This window comes from Streptomyces sp. NRRL B-24484, from assembly GCF_000717715.1.
Lineage (GTDB): Bacteria > Actinomycetota > Actinomycetes > Streptomycetales > Streptomycetaceae > Kitasatospora.
The window spans coordinates 118,043-133,574 of sequence record NZ_JOAI01000018.1; the positions used below are offsets into that span (position 1 = coordinate 118,043).

General features: G+C 73.2%; 15 protein-coding genes. 9 read left to right on the top strand and 6 right to left on the bottom strand.

Features of this window, described 5'->3' with window-relative positions; all coding sequences use genetic code 11:
* Nucleotides 1-767: 767 nt before the first annotated feature.
* Nucleotides 768-2,630, bottom strand: a complete 1,863-nt coding sequence (gene dnaA / locus IE98_RS0118055; RefSeq protein ID WP_030270115.1) for a chromosomal replication initiator protein DnaA — start codon at nucleotides 2,628-2,630, stop codon at nucleotides 768-770.
* Nucleotides 2,631-3,033: 403 nt separating this feature from the next.
* Between dnaA and rpmH the strand changes: the two genes are divergently transcribed.
* The 9 genes from rpmH to IE98_RS0118095 all read left to right on the top strand — a co-directional run bounded on the left by rpmH (nucleotide 3,034) and on the right by IE98_RS0118095 (nucleotide 9,764).
* A complete protein-coding gene (gene rpmH, locus IE98_RS0118060; RefSeq protein WP_030059672.1) occupies nucleotides 3,034-3,171 on the top strand; it encodes a 50S ribosomal protein L34 in 138 nt (45 codons plus the stop codon).
* Between the two features lie 21 nt (nucleotides 3,172-3,192).
* Complete coding sequence (gene rnpA / locus IE98_RS46380; RefSeq protein WP_078661101.1) at nucleotides 3,193-3,621, top strand: ribonuclease P protein component; 429 nt, start codon at nucleotides 3,193-3,195, stop codon at nucleotides 3,619-3,621.
* Nucleotides 3,618-3,938 carry a membrane protein insertion efficiency factor YidD gene (gene yidD, locus IE98_RS0118065; protein ID WP_030270117.1) on the top strand — a complete coding sequence of 107 codons (321 nt, stop codon included), beginning with the start codon at nucleotides 3,618-3,620 and terminating at the stop codon, nucleotides 3,936-3,938. The genes rnpA and yidD overlap by 4 nt, the downstream gene beginning before the upstream one ends.
* Entirely contained in the window at nucleotides 3,935-5,095 is a 1,161-nt protein-coding gene (gene yidC, locus IE98_RS0118070; RefSeq protein WP_030270118.1) for a membrane protein insertase YidC, read from the top strand. The genes yidD and yidC overlap by 4 nt, the downstream gene beginning before the upstream one ends.
* 79 nt (nucleotides 5,096-5,174) lie before the next feature.
* Complete coding sequence (locus IE98_RS0118075) at nucleotides 5,175-5,705, top strand: R3H domain-containing nucleic acid-binding protein (protein ID WP_030270119.1); 531 nt, start codon at nucleotides 5,175-5,177, stop codon at nucleotides 5,703-5,705.
* Nucleotides 5,706-5,841: 136 nt separating this feature from the next.
* Entirely contained in the window at nucleotides 5,842-6,690 is an 849-nt protein-coding gene (rsmG, locus tag IE98_RS0118080; protein WP_234443582.1) for a 16S rRNA (guanine(527)-N(7))-methyltransferase RsmG, read from the top strand.
* A 290-nt stretch (nucleotides 6,691-6,980) separates the two neighbouring features.
* Nucleotides 6,981-7,949 carry a ParA family protein gene (locus tag IE98_RS0118085; protein ID WP_324605782.1) on the top strand — a complete coding sequence of 323 codons (969 nt, stop codon included), beginning with the start codon at nucleotides 6,981-6,983 and terminating at the stop codon, nucleotides 7,947-7,949.
* Nucleotides 7,946-9,031 (top strand): ParB/RepB/Spo0J family partition protein, encoded by a 1,086-nt coding sequence (locus IE98_RS0118090; protein ID WP_030270123.1) that lies wholly within the window; start codon nucleotides 7,946-7,948, stop codon nucleotides 9,029-9,031. Before IE98_RS0118085 ends, IE98_RS0118090 begins: the two co-directional genes overlap by 4 nt.
* Before the next feature lie 115 nt (nucleotides 9,032-9,146).
* Entirely contained in the window at nucleotides 9,147-9,764 is a 618-nt protein-coding gene (locus IE98_RS0118095; RefSeq protein WP_030270125.1) for a GNAT family N-acetyltransferase, read from the top strand.
* An 86-nt stretch (nucleotides 9,765-9,850) separates the two neighbouring features.
* Here the strand turns inward: IE98_RS0118095 and trxA are convergent, their stop codons facing one another.
* From trxA to IE98_RS42595, 5 genes are all read right to left on the bottom strand, one after another.
* Nucleotides 9,851-10,177, bottom strand: a complete 327-nt coding sequence (trxA, locus tag IE98_RS0118100; protein ID WP_030270128.1) for a thioredoxin — start codon at nucleotides 10,175-10,177, stop codon at nucleotides 9,851-9,853.
* Nucleotides 10,178-10,289: 112 nt separating this feature from the next.
* A complete protein-coding gene (gene trxB, locus IE98_RS0118105; RefSeq protein WP_030270129.1) occupies nucleotides 10,290-11,255 on the bottom strand; it encodes a thioredoxin-disulfide reductase in 966 nt (321 codons plus the stop codon).
* Nucleotides 11,256-11,445: 190 nt separating this feature from the next.
* The gene (locus tag IE98_RS44715; protein WP_052390649.1) at nucleotides 11,446-12,363 is read right to left on the bottom strand and encodes an anti-sigma factor family protein; all 918 of its coding nucleotides are present in this window, start codon (nucleotides 12,361-12,363) and stop codon (nucleotides 11,446-11,448) included.
* The gene (gene sigM / locus IE98_RS0118115) at nucleotides 12,360-13,091 is read right to left on the bottom strand and encodes an RNA polymerase sigma factor SigM (protein ID WP_078661109.1); all 732 of its coding nucleotides are present in this window, start codon (nucleotides 13,089-13,091) and stop codon (nucleotides 12,360-12,362) included. Before sigM ends, IE98_RS44715 begins: the two co-directional genes overlap by 4 nt.
* Nucleotides 13,092-13,117: 26 nt before the next feature.
* Nucleotides 13,118-15,304, bottom strand: a complete 2,187-nt coding sequence (locus tag IE98_RS42595; RefSeq protein WP_052390650.1) for a protein kinase family protein — start codon at nucleotides 15,302-15,304, stop codon at nucleotides 13,118-13,120.
* Between the last annotated feature and the right edge of the window lie 228 nt (nucleotides 15,305-15,532).

Here is a 15,532-nt window from a genome sequence, read left to right on the forward strand (position 1 = left end):
GTTCCCGCAGGTCAGGCCCACTATTTTGTCCACAGTCGCTGTGGACGGCCGGTGTGGACAACCGGGCCCGGCTGTGGACGACCGAGAGTTACCCACAGGGCACGCTGAGTATCCACAGGTTATCCCCAGGACTGTCCCCAGATGATGCCCCGGTTATCCACGGGCGTCGAGCAACATCACGTGACGCCTTTCACACCTGGGGGTGAACATCTGTGCCGAGTTGTCGAACTGTGGATACGGCTGTGGAGAACCTGGGGAAAACTCTCGGTTCCCTGGGGACAACCGGTGGACAACTCGATCGGCCGGCTGGCGGAACGTCAACTTTCCACACCCTGTGGATAACTGTTGTGCACAAGTCCACAGCCACCTGACCTGCGGGGAAGAGCGTAACCCGGCCGGCCCTGTGGACGGATTCTGGATAACTCCGCCCCGGCGCACCTGTGGACGAAGGAAACCCCCGTCGTCCTGTGGATCGAGCCGCCCCGCGACAGGCTCGTTCGAATTGCTGAACGCCCGTCCCATTCGGCGCATTTCCCGCCCCTCGCGCCCTCGACCGGATGCTGCCCCGGCGCGGCGGCGTCCACACCTGCCGCACGGGCCGGCCCGGCGCCCGCGCCGGCCCGTGCCGAGGGCCTCCCGGGGCGGGTGGACGGCCCCGGTGCGGCGGGCGGCGAGGCCCCGGGAGGGAGACGGCGAGGGCCCCGCCGACGGTGCGTCGGCGGGGCCCGGAACGTCCGATCGCCGCCCCCGCGGGGCGACGTGACGGGTCAGCTCTTGATGCGGTTGGTCAGCTCGGTGACCTGGTTGTAGATGGACCGGCGCTCGGCCATCAGCGAGCGGATCTTCCGGTCGGCGTGCATCACCGTGGTGTGGTCGCGCCCGCCGAACTGCGCACCGATCTTCGGCAGCGAAAGGTCCGTCAGCTCGCGGCAGAGGTACATGGCGATCTGACGTGCCGTCACCAGGACGCGGCTGCGGGAGGATCCGCAGAGGTCGTCGACGCCGAGGCCGAAGTAGGCGGCCGTCTGCTGCATGATCACCTGCGCGGTGATCTCCGGCCCGGCGTCCTCGTCCCCGCCCGGGATCAGGTCCTTGAGGACGATCCCGGCCAGCTCCAGGTCGACCGGCGCCCGGTTGAGGTTGGCGAAGGCCGTGACCCGGATCAGCGCGCCCTCCAGCTCGCGGATGTTCCGGGTGATCCGGGAGGCGATGAACTCCAGCACGTCGGCCGGCGCGTTCAGCTGCTCCTGGATCGCCTTCTTGCGCAGGATCGCGATCCGGGTCTCCAGCTCCGGCGGGGTGACGTCGGTGATCAGACCCCACTCGAAGCGGTTGCGCAGCCGGTCCTCCAGCGTGATCAGCTGCTTGGGCGGCCGGTCCGAGGACAGCACGATCTGCTTGTTGGCGTTGTGCAGGGTGTTGAAGGTGTGGAAGAACTCCTCCTGCGTGGACTCCTTGCTCGCCAGGAACTGGACGTCGTCCACCAGCAGGATGTCCATGTCCCGGTACCGCTTGCGGAACGCGTCCGCCTTGCCGTCGCGGATCGAGTTGATGAACTCGTTGGTGAACTCCTCGGAGCTCACGTACCGGACCCGGGTACCGGGGAAGAGGCTGCGCGAGTAGTGGCCGATGGCGTGCAGCAGGTGCGTCTTGCCGAGGCCGGACTCGCCGTAGATGAAGAGCGGGTTGTACGCCTTCGCCGGGGCCTCGGCCACGGCGACCGCCGCCGCGTGCGCGAAGCGGTTGCTCGCGCCGATGACGAAGGTGTCGAAGAGGTACTTGGGGTTCAGCCGGGCCGGCTCGTCCTTGCGGGCGCCGCCCGCCGGGGGAGCGCCGGGCGGCGCGGGCACCCCGGGTGCCGGGGTGCGCTCGGGCAGCGCCGGGGGAGCCGCGGCCGCCGGCGGGCCGACGGGCGGCCGGGTGGCACCGCGGCGCGAGCCGCCGCCCGCCCGCGGCCGGGCCTCGGACGGATCGGGACCGAGCACACCGCCGAACAGGTCGCCCTGCGCCGGGGTCGCCGTCGGCAGCCCCTTCGGCCGCGGCGGCTCCGGCTGACGCTCGGCGGCGGACGGCGAGGGCCGGTCGTACTCGGGACGGTCCCACTCGGCCGGCCCGGCGGGGTGCTCGCCCCAGGGCCGCTGCTCCTCGGCGTACGGAGCCGGGGCCTGCTCGTAGCGCGGCGCGTCGTACCGTTCCTGGCGCTCGGGCCGGCGCTCCGGCTGCTGCTCGTACGGCTGCGGGTGCTCGTAGGACGGGGGTGCGTAGCGGTCCGGCTCGCCGTGGTACGGCCGCTCCGACCAGTCCTGGCCGGCCTGCGGGCGCGGCGGCTCGGCCGGCTGCGGCTCGGCGGCCGGGGTGGGCAGCGCGTTGGCGTCCACCATCACGGCGATCCGGACGGGCCGGGCGAACTCGTAGGTGAGCGCCTCGGTGAGCTGGGGGAGGAGACGCCCCTCCAGCACCTGCTTGGCCCGCTCGTTGGGGGCCGCCAGCAGGGCGGTGTCGTGCATCATCCACATCGGCTGCGTGCGCCGCAGCCACATCTTGTCGCTGTCCCCGACCCCGGCGTCGTTGACCAGCCGCTCGACGACCTTCGCCCAGAGCGGGACGAGATCGCTGTTGACATCAGCCACTGGTGCACGCTTTCTCGTTCCCCGCGGTGGGGGGCTCAGGGGGACTCGGGGCGCCGGTCCGATCGATGAACAAACCCGACAAGTCCTGCAACGGTAGTCAGCGGGCAGAGCTGATTCAAGTTGTTGTCCACAGGCTGTGGGCGACGGGCCGCGGGGCTGCCGGTTTGACCCTCCGGGGCCGTCGCGCGTACCGTAACCAGGTCGAGTTGTCGATGGCCGCTGCCGCATGCCCGCGGGTCCACCCGCTTCCACAAGGCGCGCAGCACGGGCGCCGTGGATGGCCCCAACCCCAGCAGACCTGGGCCGTTGGGGTGGATTTCCCGTCGAAGGGGAGATCGCGCGGACGCACGGTGACGGCCAAGCGACGTCCCGTCATCCTACGATTCACCTCAGGAGCCCCCGAGTGAGCAAGCGCACCTTCCAGCCGAACAACCGCCGTCGTGCCAAGACCCACGGCTTCCGGCTCCGGATGCGTACCCGCGCCGGCCGCGCCATCCTGGCCGCCCGCCGTGGCAAGGGCCGCGCCAGCCTGTCCGCCTGATCCGGCGCACGGGTTCTGATCGTGCTGCCCTCCGAGAATCGGCTGCGGCGGCGCCAGGACTTCTCGACCGCGGTGAAACGCGGTCGCCGGGCCGGCAAGCCCCTGCTGGTCGTCCACCTCGACAGAGAGGGCGGCCGGCCGGGGCCGACGGACCGGGAAAGCGACAGCGGCCCGCACGCCGCCGAGGGGCTCCCTTCGGCGCGTGCGGGTTTCGTCGTGAGCAAGGCCGTGGGATCCGCGGTCGTGCGGAATCTCGTGAAGCGTCGCCTTCGTCACCTTGTCCGTGAGCGTCTGCCCCGGCTGCCCGCAGGTAGCCTGATAGTGGTACGCGCGCTGCCCCAGGCCGGGTCGGCTTCGTACCTCGATCTCGAACACGACCTGGATGCGGCGCTGCGGCGGTTGCTCCGGGCGGAGCCGACCGGCAGTGCGCCGACGGGAGCAGGGCGATGAAGTACCTGCTGATGGGGCTGATCAGGCTCTACCAGTGGACGATCAGTCCGCTGCTCGGGCCGGTGTGCCGCTACTACCCCTCGTGCTCGCACTACGGGTACGAGGCGGTGCGCACGCACGGCGCGGTCAAGGGGAGCGGTCTGACCGCATGGCGCATCCTGCGCTGCAACCCCTGGTCGCCGGGTGGGGTCGACCATGTGCCACCGCGCACGCACCCGGTGTGGCACCGCCGGCTGCGCAATCTGCTGAGCCCGAAGAGTGGGACCGCCGGGCCGTCGCCGGTGGCCAGCTCTATCTCCAAGGAGTCTGACCGGTGACCTTCGGTTTTCTGAGTCCCCTCTACACAGCGGTGTCCTGGATCATCGTCCAGTTCCACTCGCTGTACAGCCACGTCTTCGATCCCGATGGCGGCTGGGCCTGGGGCCTGTCGATCGTGTCGATGGTGATCGTCATCCGGATCTGCCTGATTCCGCTCTTCGTGAAGCAGATCAAGGCGACCCGGGCCATGCAGGCGATCCAGCCGAAGATGAAGGCCATCCAGGAGCGCTACAAGAACGACCGGCAGCGCCAGTCCGAAGAGATGATGAAGCTCTACAAGGAGGCGGGCACCAACCCCTTCTCGAGCTGTCTCCCGATCCTGGTCCAGGCCCCGTTCTTCACCGCCCTCTACGGCGTGCTGGCCTCGGTGGCCAACGACAAGACGATCGGCGTGATCAACGCCGACCTGCTGGACAGTGCCAAGCAGGCGCACATCTTCGGTGCCCCGCTCTCGGCGACCTTCCTGGGCAGCACCGAGCTGAGCGTCAAGATCGTCGTCGCGGTGATGATCGTCCTGATGTCGCTGTCGCAGTTCATCACCCAGCGCCAGCTGATGACCAAGAACGTCGACCTGACGATCAAGACGCCGTTCATGCAGCAGCAGAAGATGCTCATGTACGTCTTCCCGATCATCTTCGCCGTGATGGGCATCAACTTCCCCGTCGGTGTCCTGGTCTACTGGCTGACCACCAACGTGTGGTCGATGGGCCAGCAGCTGATCGTCATCCGCAACAACCCGACGCCGGGCTCCAAGGCCTTCGCCGAGCGCCAGGACCGCCTGAAGAAGGCCGGCCGGCTGAACCCGGACGGTTCCGTCCGCAAGGCCCCGTGGCTGGCCGCGCTCACCGGTGGCGACAAGCAGTCCGCGGCGACCGCCGAGGCCGTGGTGGCGGAGACCGTCCAGGTCCGTCGCCAGCAGCCCCGCAAGCAGAGCAAGGCCCAGCGCCAGCACACCGCCGGCCACCAGGCGCAGACGACGAGCGGCGAGCACGCCGAGGAGCACGTCGCCGACGAGCCGGTGGCCCTGTCCAAGCAGGACGCCGCGGTCCCGGCCGGCCGCTCCGCGGACAAGCAGCCCGCGGGCAAGACCGGTCAGCGCCAGCAGCCGAAGCGCGGCGGCCAGGGCGGCGGCCAGCGGCCGAAGAAGAAGTCCTGACCGGCTGCGGCCGGTCGACGCGGACCCAGATCTTCCCTCTCGGCCCCACCCGAGGGCCCATCCCCGAAGGAGTCCATCAGTGACGGAAGGCACCACCTCCGCCGTCGAGGTCGAGGCAGGCGCGGAGTCCGGCGAGAGCGTCGTCGCGCGGCTGGAGCGCGAGGGCGACATCGCCGCCGACTACCTGGAGGGTCTGCTGGACATCGCGGACCTGGACGGCGACATCGACATGGACGTCGAGGGCGACCGGGCGCTGGTCTCGATCGTCAGCGACGGCAGCGACCGGACGCTGCAGCGGCTGGTCGGCCAGGACGGCGAGGTGCTGGAGGCGCTGCAGGAGCTGACCCGCCTGGCGGTCCACCGGGAGACCGGCGAGCGCAGCCGCCTGATGCTGGACATCGCCGGCTTCCGGGCGCGCAAGCGGTCCGAGCTGGCCGCGCTCGGCGCCGAGGCGGCCGAGAAGGCGAAGTCCACCGGCGAGCAGGTCAAGCTCCGCCCGATGACCCCCTTCGAGCGCAAGGTGGTGCACGACGCGGTGGCGGCCGCGGGCCTGCGCAGCGAGTCGGAGGGCGAGGAGCCCCAGCGGTGCGTGGTCGTGCTTCCGAGCTGACCCCGTGCTTCGTCGAGCGACCCCGTCCGCCGCGTGCGGGCGGGGTCGTCGTTCCTTCGAGGGCGGTTCGTGCGGCCCGGATTGCGCGCGGGGCGGGTGTCCGCGTGAGGATGGTGCCTGATGTGGGGTGGATACGGTGAGCGGAGAGGCTGACATGGAGACGGACGGCGTGGCGACCGAGGGCGGGCCGTCGGAGGGCGGACCCGACCGGGGCACCCCGGCGGAGGGCGCTCCCACGAGTGCCCGGACCCCGGCCGAGGGGCCCGGTGAGCCGCCGGCGGCCGCGGCCGGCATCTTCGGCGAGCGGCTCCCGGTCGCGGTGCGGTACACCGAGCTGCTGGCGACGGCCGGGGTGCAGCGCGGGCTGATCGGCCCGCGCGAGGTGCCGCGGCTCTGGGACCGCCACGTGCTGAACTGCGCCGTGCTGGCGGAGCTGCTGCCGGCCAACGCCTCGCTGTGCGACGTCGGCTCCGGTGCCGGCCTGCCGGGCATCCCGGTGGCCATGGCCCGGCCGGACGTCTCGGTCACGCTGCTGGAGCCGCTGCTGCGGCGCACCACCTTCCTGGAGGAGGTGGTCCGGGAGCTCGGCCTGGACAACGTGACGGTGCTGAGGGGCCGGGCCGAGGAGATGGTCGGCAAGGTCGCGGTGGACATCGTCACGGCCCGCGCGGTGGCCCCGCTGGACCGGCTGGCCGGCTGGGGGATGCCGCTGCTTCGGCCGTACGGCCAGATGCTGGCGCTGAAGGGCGACACCGCGGAGCAGGAGATCGAGGAGTCGCGGTCCGCGCTCACCAAGCTGGGAGCGGAGCGCTGGTCGGTGATCTCGGTCGGCGAGGGGACGCTGGAGACCTCGACCCGGGTGGTCCGGGTGGAGGCGGGGGAGAGCCCCGGCGGTGTGAGGGCCGCCACGCGCCGGGCGAAGGCGGCCCGGGCGGGGCGCGGTGCCAAGGACGCCGGCCGCGGGGGTCCGCGCCGGCGGCGCTGACCGGAGACGGTCCGGAGGTGTCGGGAGCGGGTGGCCGTCGGGCCGCCCGCTCCCGGCGTTTCCGCAGGCCGGGGCCCATCCGGTGGGTGGCGGTGTCGCCGGGAGGGTGGTGTTGGATCGCGGTCGGAGTGTCGCACCGTCAGATTTGTGACATTCCGGTCATGGTGTTTCACGTGAAACGACGCTCACTGCTCCCCGGAATCCTCGACCGCGCCCTGGCGGTGACTGTTGACGCTCCGGTTTCACGTGAAACACTGACCCCCATGCAGGACTCGGAGACCATCCACCAGATCGACGACACGCCGATCGCGCGCGCCGCCCAGGCCGCGGTTCAGGCCATCGGGCGGACCGGGGAGGGGCTGCCCAGGCCCGCGAGCACCCGGGTGATCGTGGTGGCCAACCAGAAGGGCGGGGTGGGCAAGACCACCACGACCGTCAACCTGGCCGCCGGCCTCGCGATGCACGGGCTGCGGGTGCTGGTCGTCGACCTCGACCCGCAGGGCAACGCCTCCACCGCGCTGGGCATCGACCACCACGCCGAGGTGCCGTCGATCTACGACGTCCTGGTCGAGGGCAAGCCGCTCGCCGACGTCGTCCAGCCCGTGGTGGACGTGGAGGGGCTGTTCTGCTGCCCGGCCACCATCGACCTGGCCGGTGCCGAGATCGAGCTCGTCTCGCTGGTGGCCCGCGAGAGCCGCCTGCAGCGGGCCATCGCCGCGTACGAGCAGCCGCTGGACTACGTCCTGATCGACTGCCCGCCCTCGCTCGGCCTGCTGACCGTCAACGCCCTGGTCGCCGGCCAGGAGGTGCTGATCCCGATCCAGTGCGAGTACTACGCGCTGGAGGGTCTCGGTCAGCTGCTGCGCAACGTCGAGCTGGTGCGCGCCCACCTCAACCCGGCGCTGCACGTCTCCACGATCCTGCTCACCATGTACGACGCCCGCACCCGGCTGGCGGCCCAGGTCGCGGAGGAGGTCCGCACGCACTTCGAGCGCGAGGTGCTGCGGACGGCCATCCCGCGCTCGGTCCGGATCTCCGAGGCGCCCAGCTACGGGCAGACCGTGCTCACCTATGACCCCGGTTCCACCGGCGCGCTCTCCTACCTGGAGGCCGCCCGGGAGATCGCGCTGCGGTCGGCGGAGCCCGGTTTCGCGGCCGGCGCCCCGGCCGGTTACGGTGCGGTCGGGCAGCAGCGGACCGCGGCCGCGGCGGCGACCGCCGCGACGGCACAGCACGGCACGATGGAGGGCAACCGGTGAGTGGTGGGCGCAGAGGACTGGGACGGGGTCTGGGGGCGCTGATCCCGGCCGCCACCCCGGCGGCAGGGGCGCCGGCGGCCGTCCCGGCCGCGACCGCGGGGTCGGCGACCCCGGTGGCCGTGCCGGTCCTGCCGACCGGCCGCGGCACGGTGGCGGCGAAGGCCGCCGCGGAGAGCCTGCGGGAGCTGGCGGGCGAGGCCCATGCGCGGAGCGTCGCGGACTCGGCGCTCGTCCCGGTGGACGGTGCCCGCTTCGCCGAGGTCCCGCTGGACGCGATCACGCCCAACCCCCGGCAGCCGCGCGAGGTCTTCGACGAGGAGAAGCTCGCCGAGCTCGTCACCTCCATCAAGGAGGTGGGCCTGCTGCAGCCGGTGGTCGTCCGCCAGGTCGGTCACGAGCGCTACGAGCTCATCATGGGCGAGCGCCGTTGGCGGGCCTCCCGGGAGGCCGGTCTGGAGGTGATCCCGGCCATCGTCCGGGCCACGGAGGACGACAAGCTGCTGCTGGACGCGCTGCTGGAGAACCTCCACCGGGCGGAGCTCAACCCGCTGGAGGAGGCTGCCGCCTACGACCAGCTGATGCGGGACTTCTCCTGCACCCACGAGGCGCTGGCCGACCGGATCGGCCGTTCCCGCCCGCACGTCTCCAACACCCTGCGGCTGCTGAAGCTGTCGCCGGCACTGCAGCGGCGGGTTGCCGCCGGGGTGGTGAGCGCCGGCCACGCCCGGGCGCTGCTGCGGGTGCCGGACGCCGAGCGGCAGGACGCCCTGGCGCAGCGGATCGTCGCGGAGGGTCTCTCGGTGCGGACCACCGAGGAGATCGTGTCGCTGATGGAGCGCGACGAGAAGCCGAAGAAGGCGGCCGCGCCCAAGGCTGGCCGGATCCTCTCGCCGGCCTTCGACGACCTCGCCGGGCGGCTCTCCGACCGGTTCGAGACCCGGGTGAAGGTCGAGGTCTCGCAGCGGGGCGGCAAGCTCGGCAAGGGCAAGGTGGTGCTGGAGTTCGGTTCGGTCGAGGACCTGAACCGGATCCTCGACAGCCTCGCCCCGGGCGAGGAGGGGCTGCGGCTCTCCCAGGGCTGACCGGAGTCTCACCGAGAAGCGGACGAGCGGGTGCATGTTTCACGTGAAACGTGCACCCCTCGCGTTTTTCGGAGCAAGCTCGTGGTGTGGGACCGAGCCGGAGGAGGTGTGGGGCGTGGGTCGCAGGCTCGCTCCGCTGACGCTGGACAACCTGGCCGACCTGCCGGACGGCTGCCGCTCGTGCGTGTTCTGGGAACTCGACCCGGTCAGCGGACGGGCAGCGGTGGACGGGGGCAAGGGGGAGTTGGAGAAGGAGGGGTGGATCTCGGCGGTGCTGCTGGAGTGGGGCTCCTGCGGGCGCATCGTCTACGTGGACGACGTCCCGGCGGGTTTCGTGCTCTACGCGCCGTCGGCGTACGTGCCGCGCTCGCAGTCGTTCCCGACCAGCCCGGTGTCCTCGGACGCCGTGCAGCTGATGGTGAGCCGGGTGGTGCCCGGCTACCAGCGCCAGGGGCTGGGCCGGGTGCTCGTCCAGGCCGTCGCCAAGGACGTGCTCCGGCGGGGCTTCCGGGCGATCGAGGCGTTCGGTGCGGTGGGCCGTCCGACGCCGAGCTGCGTGCTGCCGGCCGACCACCTGCTGGCGGTGGGCTTCAAGACGGTGCGGCCGCACCCCCGCTACCCGCGGCTGCGGCTGGAGGCCAGGAGCACGCTGTCCTGGCGCAGCGACGTCGAGGGGGCGCTGGAGCGGCTGCTGGGCGGGGCGCGGAAGGAGCCGGCGCTGCGGCCGTTCTGAGCCGCTCCGGCGGGTGCCGAGCGGGCCCGGGAACGCCGGAGGGCCCCCGGATCGTCCGGGGGCCCTCCACGGCCGGCGGGCGGCGACTAGATGAAGTCGGCCAGCTCGCGCAGCAGTGCGGCCTTCGGGCGGGCGCCGGTGATGGTCTTCACCAGCTCGCCGTTCTGGTACACGTTGAGCGTCGGGATCGAGATGACGTTGTAGGTGGCAGCGGTCTGCTGGTTGTTGTCGACGTCGAGCTTGGCGATGGTCAGCTTGTCGCTGTGCTCGGCGGCGATCTCTTCCAGGATCGGGGCGACCTGGCGGCACGGGCCGCACCAGGTGGCCCAGAAGTCGACCAGGACGGGCTTGTCGCTCTTGAGCACCTCGGCGTCGAAGGTCGCGTCGGTCACGGTGATGGTGGCGCCGGCCACGGAACTCTCCTTGGGGTCACGGACGAGGCGGTGCCTCGCCGCCTGCACGGCGGCTCGGCACCTTCGGAGGGGATAACAACCGCGGGGGCTGTTCTGTTTCTGGGGGTGGGGATCAGACCGCGACGGTGGCGGCCTGGGCCTCCAGGTCGGCGAGCGAGGCCAGGTAGCGCTCGGCGTCCAGGGCGGAGGAGCAGCCGGTGCCGGCCGCGGTGATCGCCTGGCGGTAGGTGTGGTCGACCACGTCGCCGGCGGCGAAGACGCCCGGGATGTTGGTCCGGGTGGAGGGGGACTCCACCTTGAGGTAGCCCTCGGCGTCCAGGTCCAGCTGGCCGGTGAAGAGCTCGGTGCGCGGGTCGTGGCCGATCGCGATGAACAGGCCGGTGACCGGGAGCTCGCGGGTCTCGCCGGTGGTGGTGTCGCGCAGGGTGAGGCCGGTCAGCTTCGGGTCGCCGTGGATCTCCTGGACGGCGCTGTCCCAGGCGAAGGTGATCTTCGGGTCGGCGAAGGCCCGCTCCTGCATCGCCTTGGAGGCGCGCAGGCTGTCGCGGCGGTGCACGACGGTGACGCTGCGGGCGAAGCGCGAGAGGAAGGTGGCCTCCTCCAGGGCGGTGTCGCCGCCGCCGACCACGGCGATGTCCTGGTCGCGGAAGAAGAAGCCGTCGCAGGTGGCGCACCAGGAGACACCGCGGCCGGACAGGACGTCCTCGCGGGGGAGGCCGAGCTTGCGGTGCTGGGAGCCGGTGGCGACGATCACGGCGCGGGCGCGGTGGACGGTGCCCTCGGAGTCGGTGACGGTCTTGACGTCGCCGGTGAGGTCGACGGCGACGATGTCGTCCGGGACGAGCTCGGCGCCGAACTTCTCGGCCTGCGCGCGCATGTTGTCCATGAGCTCGGGGCCCATGATGCCGTCGCGGTGGCCGGGGAAGTTCTCGACCTCGGTGGTGTTCATCAGCGCGCCGCCCGCGGTGACCGCGCCCTCGAAGACCAGCGGCTTCAGGGAGGCGCGCGCGGTGTACAGCGCAGCGGTGTATCCGGCGGGGCCGGAACCGATGATGATCACGTTACGGACGTCGCTCACTGCATCTCCTGGTTCGCTTCGCGACCCGCGCTGGGGCGGGGAGGGCGGTCCTGCTCCGCCGCCCGGGACAACGACTGACCAGTCTCCCGCATTCCCGGGCGTTGCTGTGTCACGTGCCCGCACTGTGGGAGCGGATGTTCCGATGGATGGGCGTTCTCCGCGGGGTCGCCGGGCGGTCCGCGCGCCCGGTTCAGCCCGTCGGGACGGTGCGGTGGAGCACGATGCCGGGGGCCGAGCAGTCCGGGGTGATCAGGTAGACGTCCAGCCGGTCCGAGCCGTCCGGGTACACCAGGGCGGTGACGGCCGCGGAGTGGTACCGGCCGGGGGCTGCGGCGAGCGGTGCCCGGTCGCCCCGTCCGGTGAGGGCGGCGGCGCAGGCCGGTGCGGCGTTGCCCGCGGTGGTGCCGGGGGACTCGCTGCGGTCCGGCTGGGCGAGCCCCTCCGGGGCCCTGGAGGTGGGGGCGGCCGCGGCGGCGCGGACCAGTTGCCGGGCCTGGGCGGCCAGGGTGTCGTCCTCGAAGGCGGTGCCGCCTGTGAGGGCGGGCTTCTGGGCGGCGCCGGCTGCGGGCCGGGCGGCGCTGTCGGCCGGGGCCTGCGCGGAGCTGCCGCCGCCGGTGCCGGACAGGGGGAGCAGCAGGGCGCCGAAGCCGACGGCCGCCGCGGCCGTGACGGTGGCCAGCAGGAGGCGGACGCGGCGGCGGCGCGCACGGCCCGGCCCGGTGCCGCCGGGGGCGCTCCCGCCGGGCCTGCCGGCGGTCGGGGCGGAGGGCGGGGCGGAGGCGCCGCGCGGTGCACCGGTGCGGTCGGGGGCCTGCCCGGCGGGCGGGGCGGCGGCGGTGCGGGGCGTGCTGCCGGCGGCCGCCAGGGCGGAGTCGATCCGCTCGGCGACGTCCGCCGGCATCGGCGGCACCTCGGCCTCGCCCAGCAGCGCGCGCACCTCGGCGAGGGCCGCGAAGGTGTCGGCGCACTCGGCGCAGTCGTCGAGGTGGCGGCGCAGGGCGGGTTCGTCGGCCGGGTCGGTCAGCTGCTCGGCGAGGTCGGCCAGCGCCTCGATGTCCGGGTGCTCGGGCTCGGGTGCGGACGGCGTGGAAGGCGGGTGCGGCGTCATCGCTTGGTCGCATCTCCTTCCACCATGGTGCGGCGCCCGGCGGCGTCCGTACCTGGGACGGTGCGGGTGCCGGACGGGTTCCCACGGAGCGGCGTTTCACGTGAAACATCCGTGCGGGTGCCGCGGGCCGGTCCGTCCTCCGCCGCCGTTTCACGGGAAACGCCGCTGCCGTGCAGATGGCGGACGAGCGGCAGCAGGCGGGCCCGGCCGCGGGCGCAGCGGCTCTTCACGGTGCCCACCGGTACCCCGAGCACCTCGGCCGCCTCGGCGACCGAGTACCCCTGCATGTCGACCAGGACGAGGGCGGCGCGCTGCTCGACCGGCAGCGCGGTCAGCGCCTCGGTGACCTCGCGGCGCAGTTCGGCGCGGACCACCACGCTGTCGGTGGCCTCGGCACTGCCCAGGGCGGCGTCGAGGCGCTGAGGGTCCTCGTCAAGCGAGCCGGCCCGGCGGGAGGCGGCCCGGCGGGCCCGGTCGAGGCAGGCGTTGACCACGATCCGGTGCAGCCAGGTGGTGACCTGGGAGCGGCCCTGGAAGGTGTGGGCGGCGCGCAGCGCGGAGACCAGGGCGTCCTGGAGGGCGTCGGCGGCCTCCTCGCGGTCGCCGAGGGTGCGCAGCGCGACCGCCCAGAGGCGGTCCCGGTGGCGCCGGACGAGGAGGCCGAAGGCGTCCGGGTCCCCGGCGACGTGCCGGGCCAGGAGATCGGCGTCGGACGGCTCGTCCGCCATGTCCGTCACCCCCTGCCCGTCCTCGTTCAGCCGTTGACCGTGATCTCGGCCACCTGGCCCTTGTACCCGCCCCCATCGTTGGGGATGGCGGTCAGCCAGATCAAGAGGAAGCGGGTGGTGATCGGCTTCTTGGGCTTCAGCTGGAGTTCGGTGCTGCTGGTGCCGGAGGCGATCGCGTCGCCGAAGCTCTCGAAGCCGGACTTGCTGTTCTCCGGGGCGGAGGCGGCGCCGGGCAGGGCCTTCAGCTCGACGGTGTGCGCGCCGCCGGCGAGCTTGACGTCGACCGAGCCGACGGCGCGGGCCGAGCCGAGGTCGAGCAGCACGCCGGTACCGGGCCGGTAGCCGCCGCCGAAGGGGTCGTTGTAGCTCTGGGTCGTCCAGGCGGTGTCGGCCTTGCCGTCCTTGAGGAGGGAGAGCGCCGAGGCGTGCTCGTCCTTGCGGTCGCCGAACGCGTTGAACGAGGAGGGCGTGTAGTCGAGGGCGGCGCCGGACAGCGGCGCGTCGGACTGCGCGGTGGTCGGAGCGCTGGGCTGCTCGGCGGGCGGGGCGCTCGACTGCCCGTCCTTCGACTTGTTGAGGTACTCGACGCCCTGCCAGGAGCCGACCACGATCGCGGCCAGCGCCACCAGGGAGGCGGTGGTCCGCAGCGCCGTGCGCACCAGCCGGCGGCGGCGCCGGGGCCGTGGCGGGACCGGGACGGGGCCCTGGTGGGCGTTGTGCTGCGGCCGGGGGTGCGGGGCCGGCCGGGCGGCGGTGTGCGCGGACGCGGTGTGCGGGGCGGGCGGGGGCTTCGGCTTGGCGGTGAAGGCCGGTGCGGGCTGCTCGGGCTGGCGGATCTTCGGCATGAGCGCGATCGCCTTGGCGAGCTGCTCGGGCGTGGTGATCGGGTCCTGGTGGTGCGGCGGGTGCTCGCCCAGCGCCCGGGCGGCCAGCTCGGACAGGCCCTTGTGCACGCCGGCCCGGACCTGGTCCGGCGGCACGCAGCCGATGCTCTTGGGCATGCCGCGCAGGTCGTAGCGGTCCTCGGGGTACGGCCAGCGGTGGGTCAGCGCGGCGAACAGCAGGGCGCCGATCGCGCGGGTGTCGGTGCGCTCGGCCTCCTCGGTGGGCAGGCCGCGCAGGGCGGCGTCCACCGCGATGCCGTTGATCCGGTACTGCCCGGTGTCGGTGCGCAGCACGCAGCGCGGGGTGAGCCGCAGGTGGGCCTGGCCGCGGCGGTGGGCCGCGGCGACCGCGTCGGTGACCTGACGGACCATCTGGTAGGCGTCGTACGGCTCCATCGGGCCGTCGGCCAGCAGGTGGGCCAGGTCGGAGGCGTCCGGCAGCCACTCGCGGACGACGTAGACGAGCTCGCCCTCCTGGACGGCGTCGAGGACCTGGACGAAGCGCGGGTCGTTGAGCAGGGCGGCGGCCCGGGCGGCGGTCAGCACGGCCTTGGCGCGCCGGTGGCCGGCCGCCATCAGGTGCACGCCGACCGCGCGGCGGAGCTTCTCGTCGACCGCGCGCCAGCTGCTGAAGGTCTCCGACTGGGTGATGCACTCCTCCAGCCGGTAGCGGCCGCCGATCTTGTCGCCGCTGTGCCGCAGCGGGGCCGGCTTGGCGGCGGGGAGGGTGCCGGTGTCGGCGTCCAGGGTCTCGGTGCTGACGACGGGTCGGGGCTCGCTGGCGGGGGCCTCCGGGGCGGGGCGGCCGGAGCGGGAGGGGCGGCGGGCCGGGGCGGCGGCCCCCCGGGCGGTGAGTTCGGCGGCGAGCTCGGCGGCGGAGAGCTGGGCGGTGGACTCCCCGGCGTCGGCGCCCGCGGAGGGGGCGGTGCGGCCGGTGCCGGCCTCGTCGGCGGGGGCGTCGTCGGAGTCGGGCTCACGGGCCGTCACGGCCGCTGCGACGGCGGCGGAGGCGGCCTCGCCGACCTCCTCGGCGTCGTCGGGGTCGTCCTCGGAGTCGTCGGCGTCGTCGGCGTCGTCGGCGTCGCCAGGGGCCGTGGAGGGCTGCTGGGCGGCCTCGGAGGAGCCCTCGGGGTCCTTGCCGCCGGTGGTGGCTGCAGCGGGGTCGGAGGCGGCGTCAGGGGCGTCCGGGGCGATGTCGGGGGCCTCGTCCGCAGGGTCCTGCCCGGCGGCCGAGGGGCCGTCCTCGGGCCCGAGGTCCTCGATTGCCATGGCCAGCGCCGCCTCGTCCGCTACGGACGTGTCGACGACCGCCTTGGTGCCGTCAGCCACCGTGGTCCTGCCTCCCCTTAGTTCCGGCCCGGTCGTGGGAATCCGGGCCGCCCGTCCGCCCGGCCGCCGCTGCGCCGGGCCCGCCAGGACAATTGTGCCCACTGATTCTCCCCTGGTACGACCGCTGGGCCGCCCGACCGGTTGCGCAATCATCCGCGATCCGGTGGACGGCCCGTCATCGGGGTCCCCCCTCGGCGCGGCCGCTCGGGCCGCGCCGGGTTGACGTCA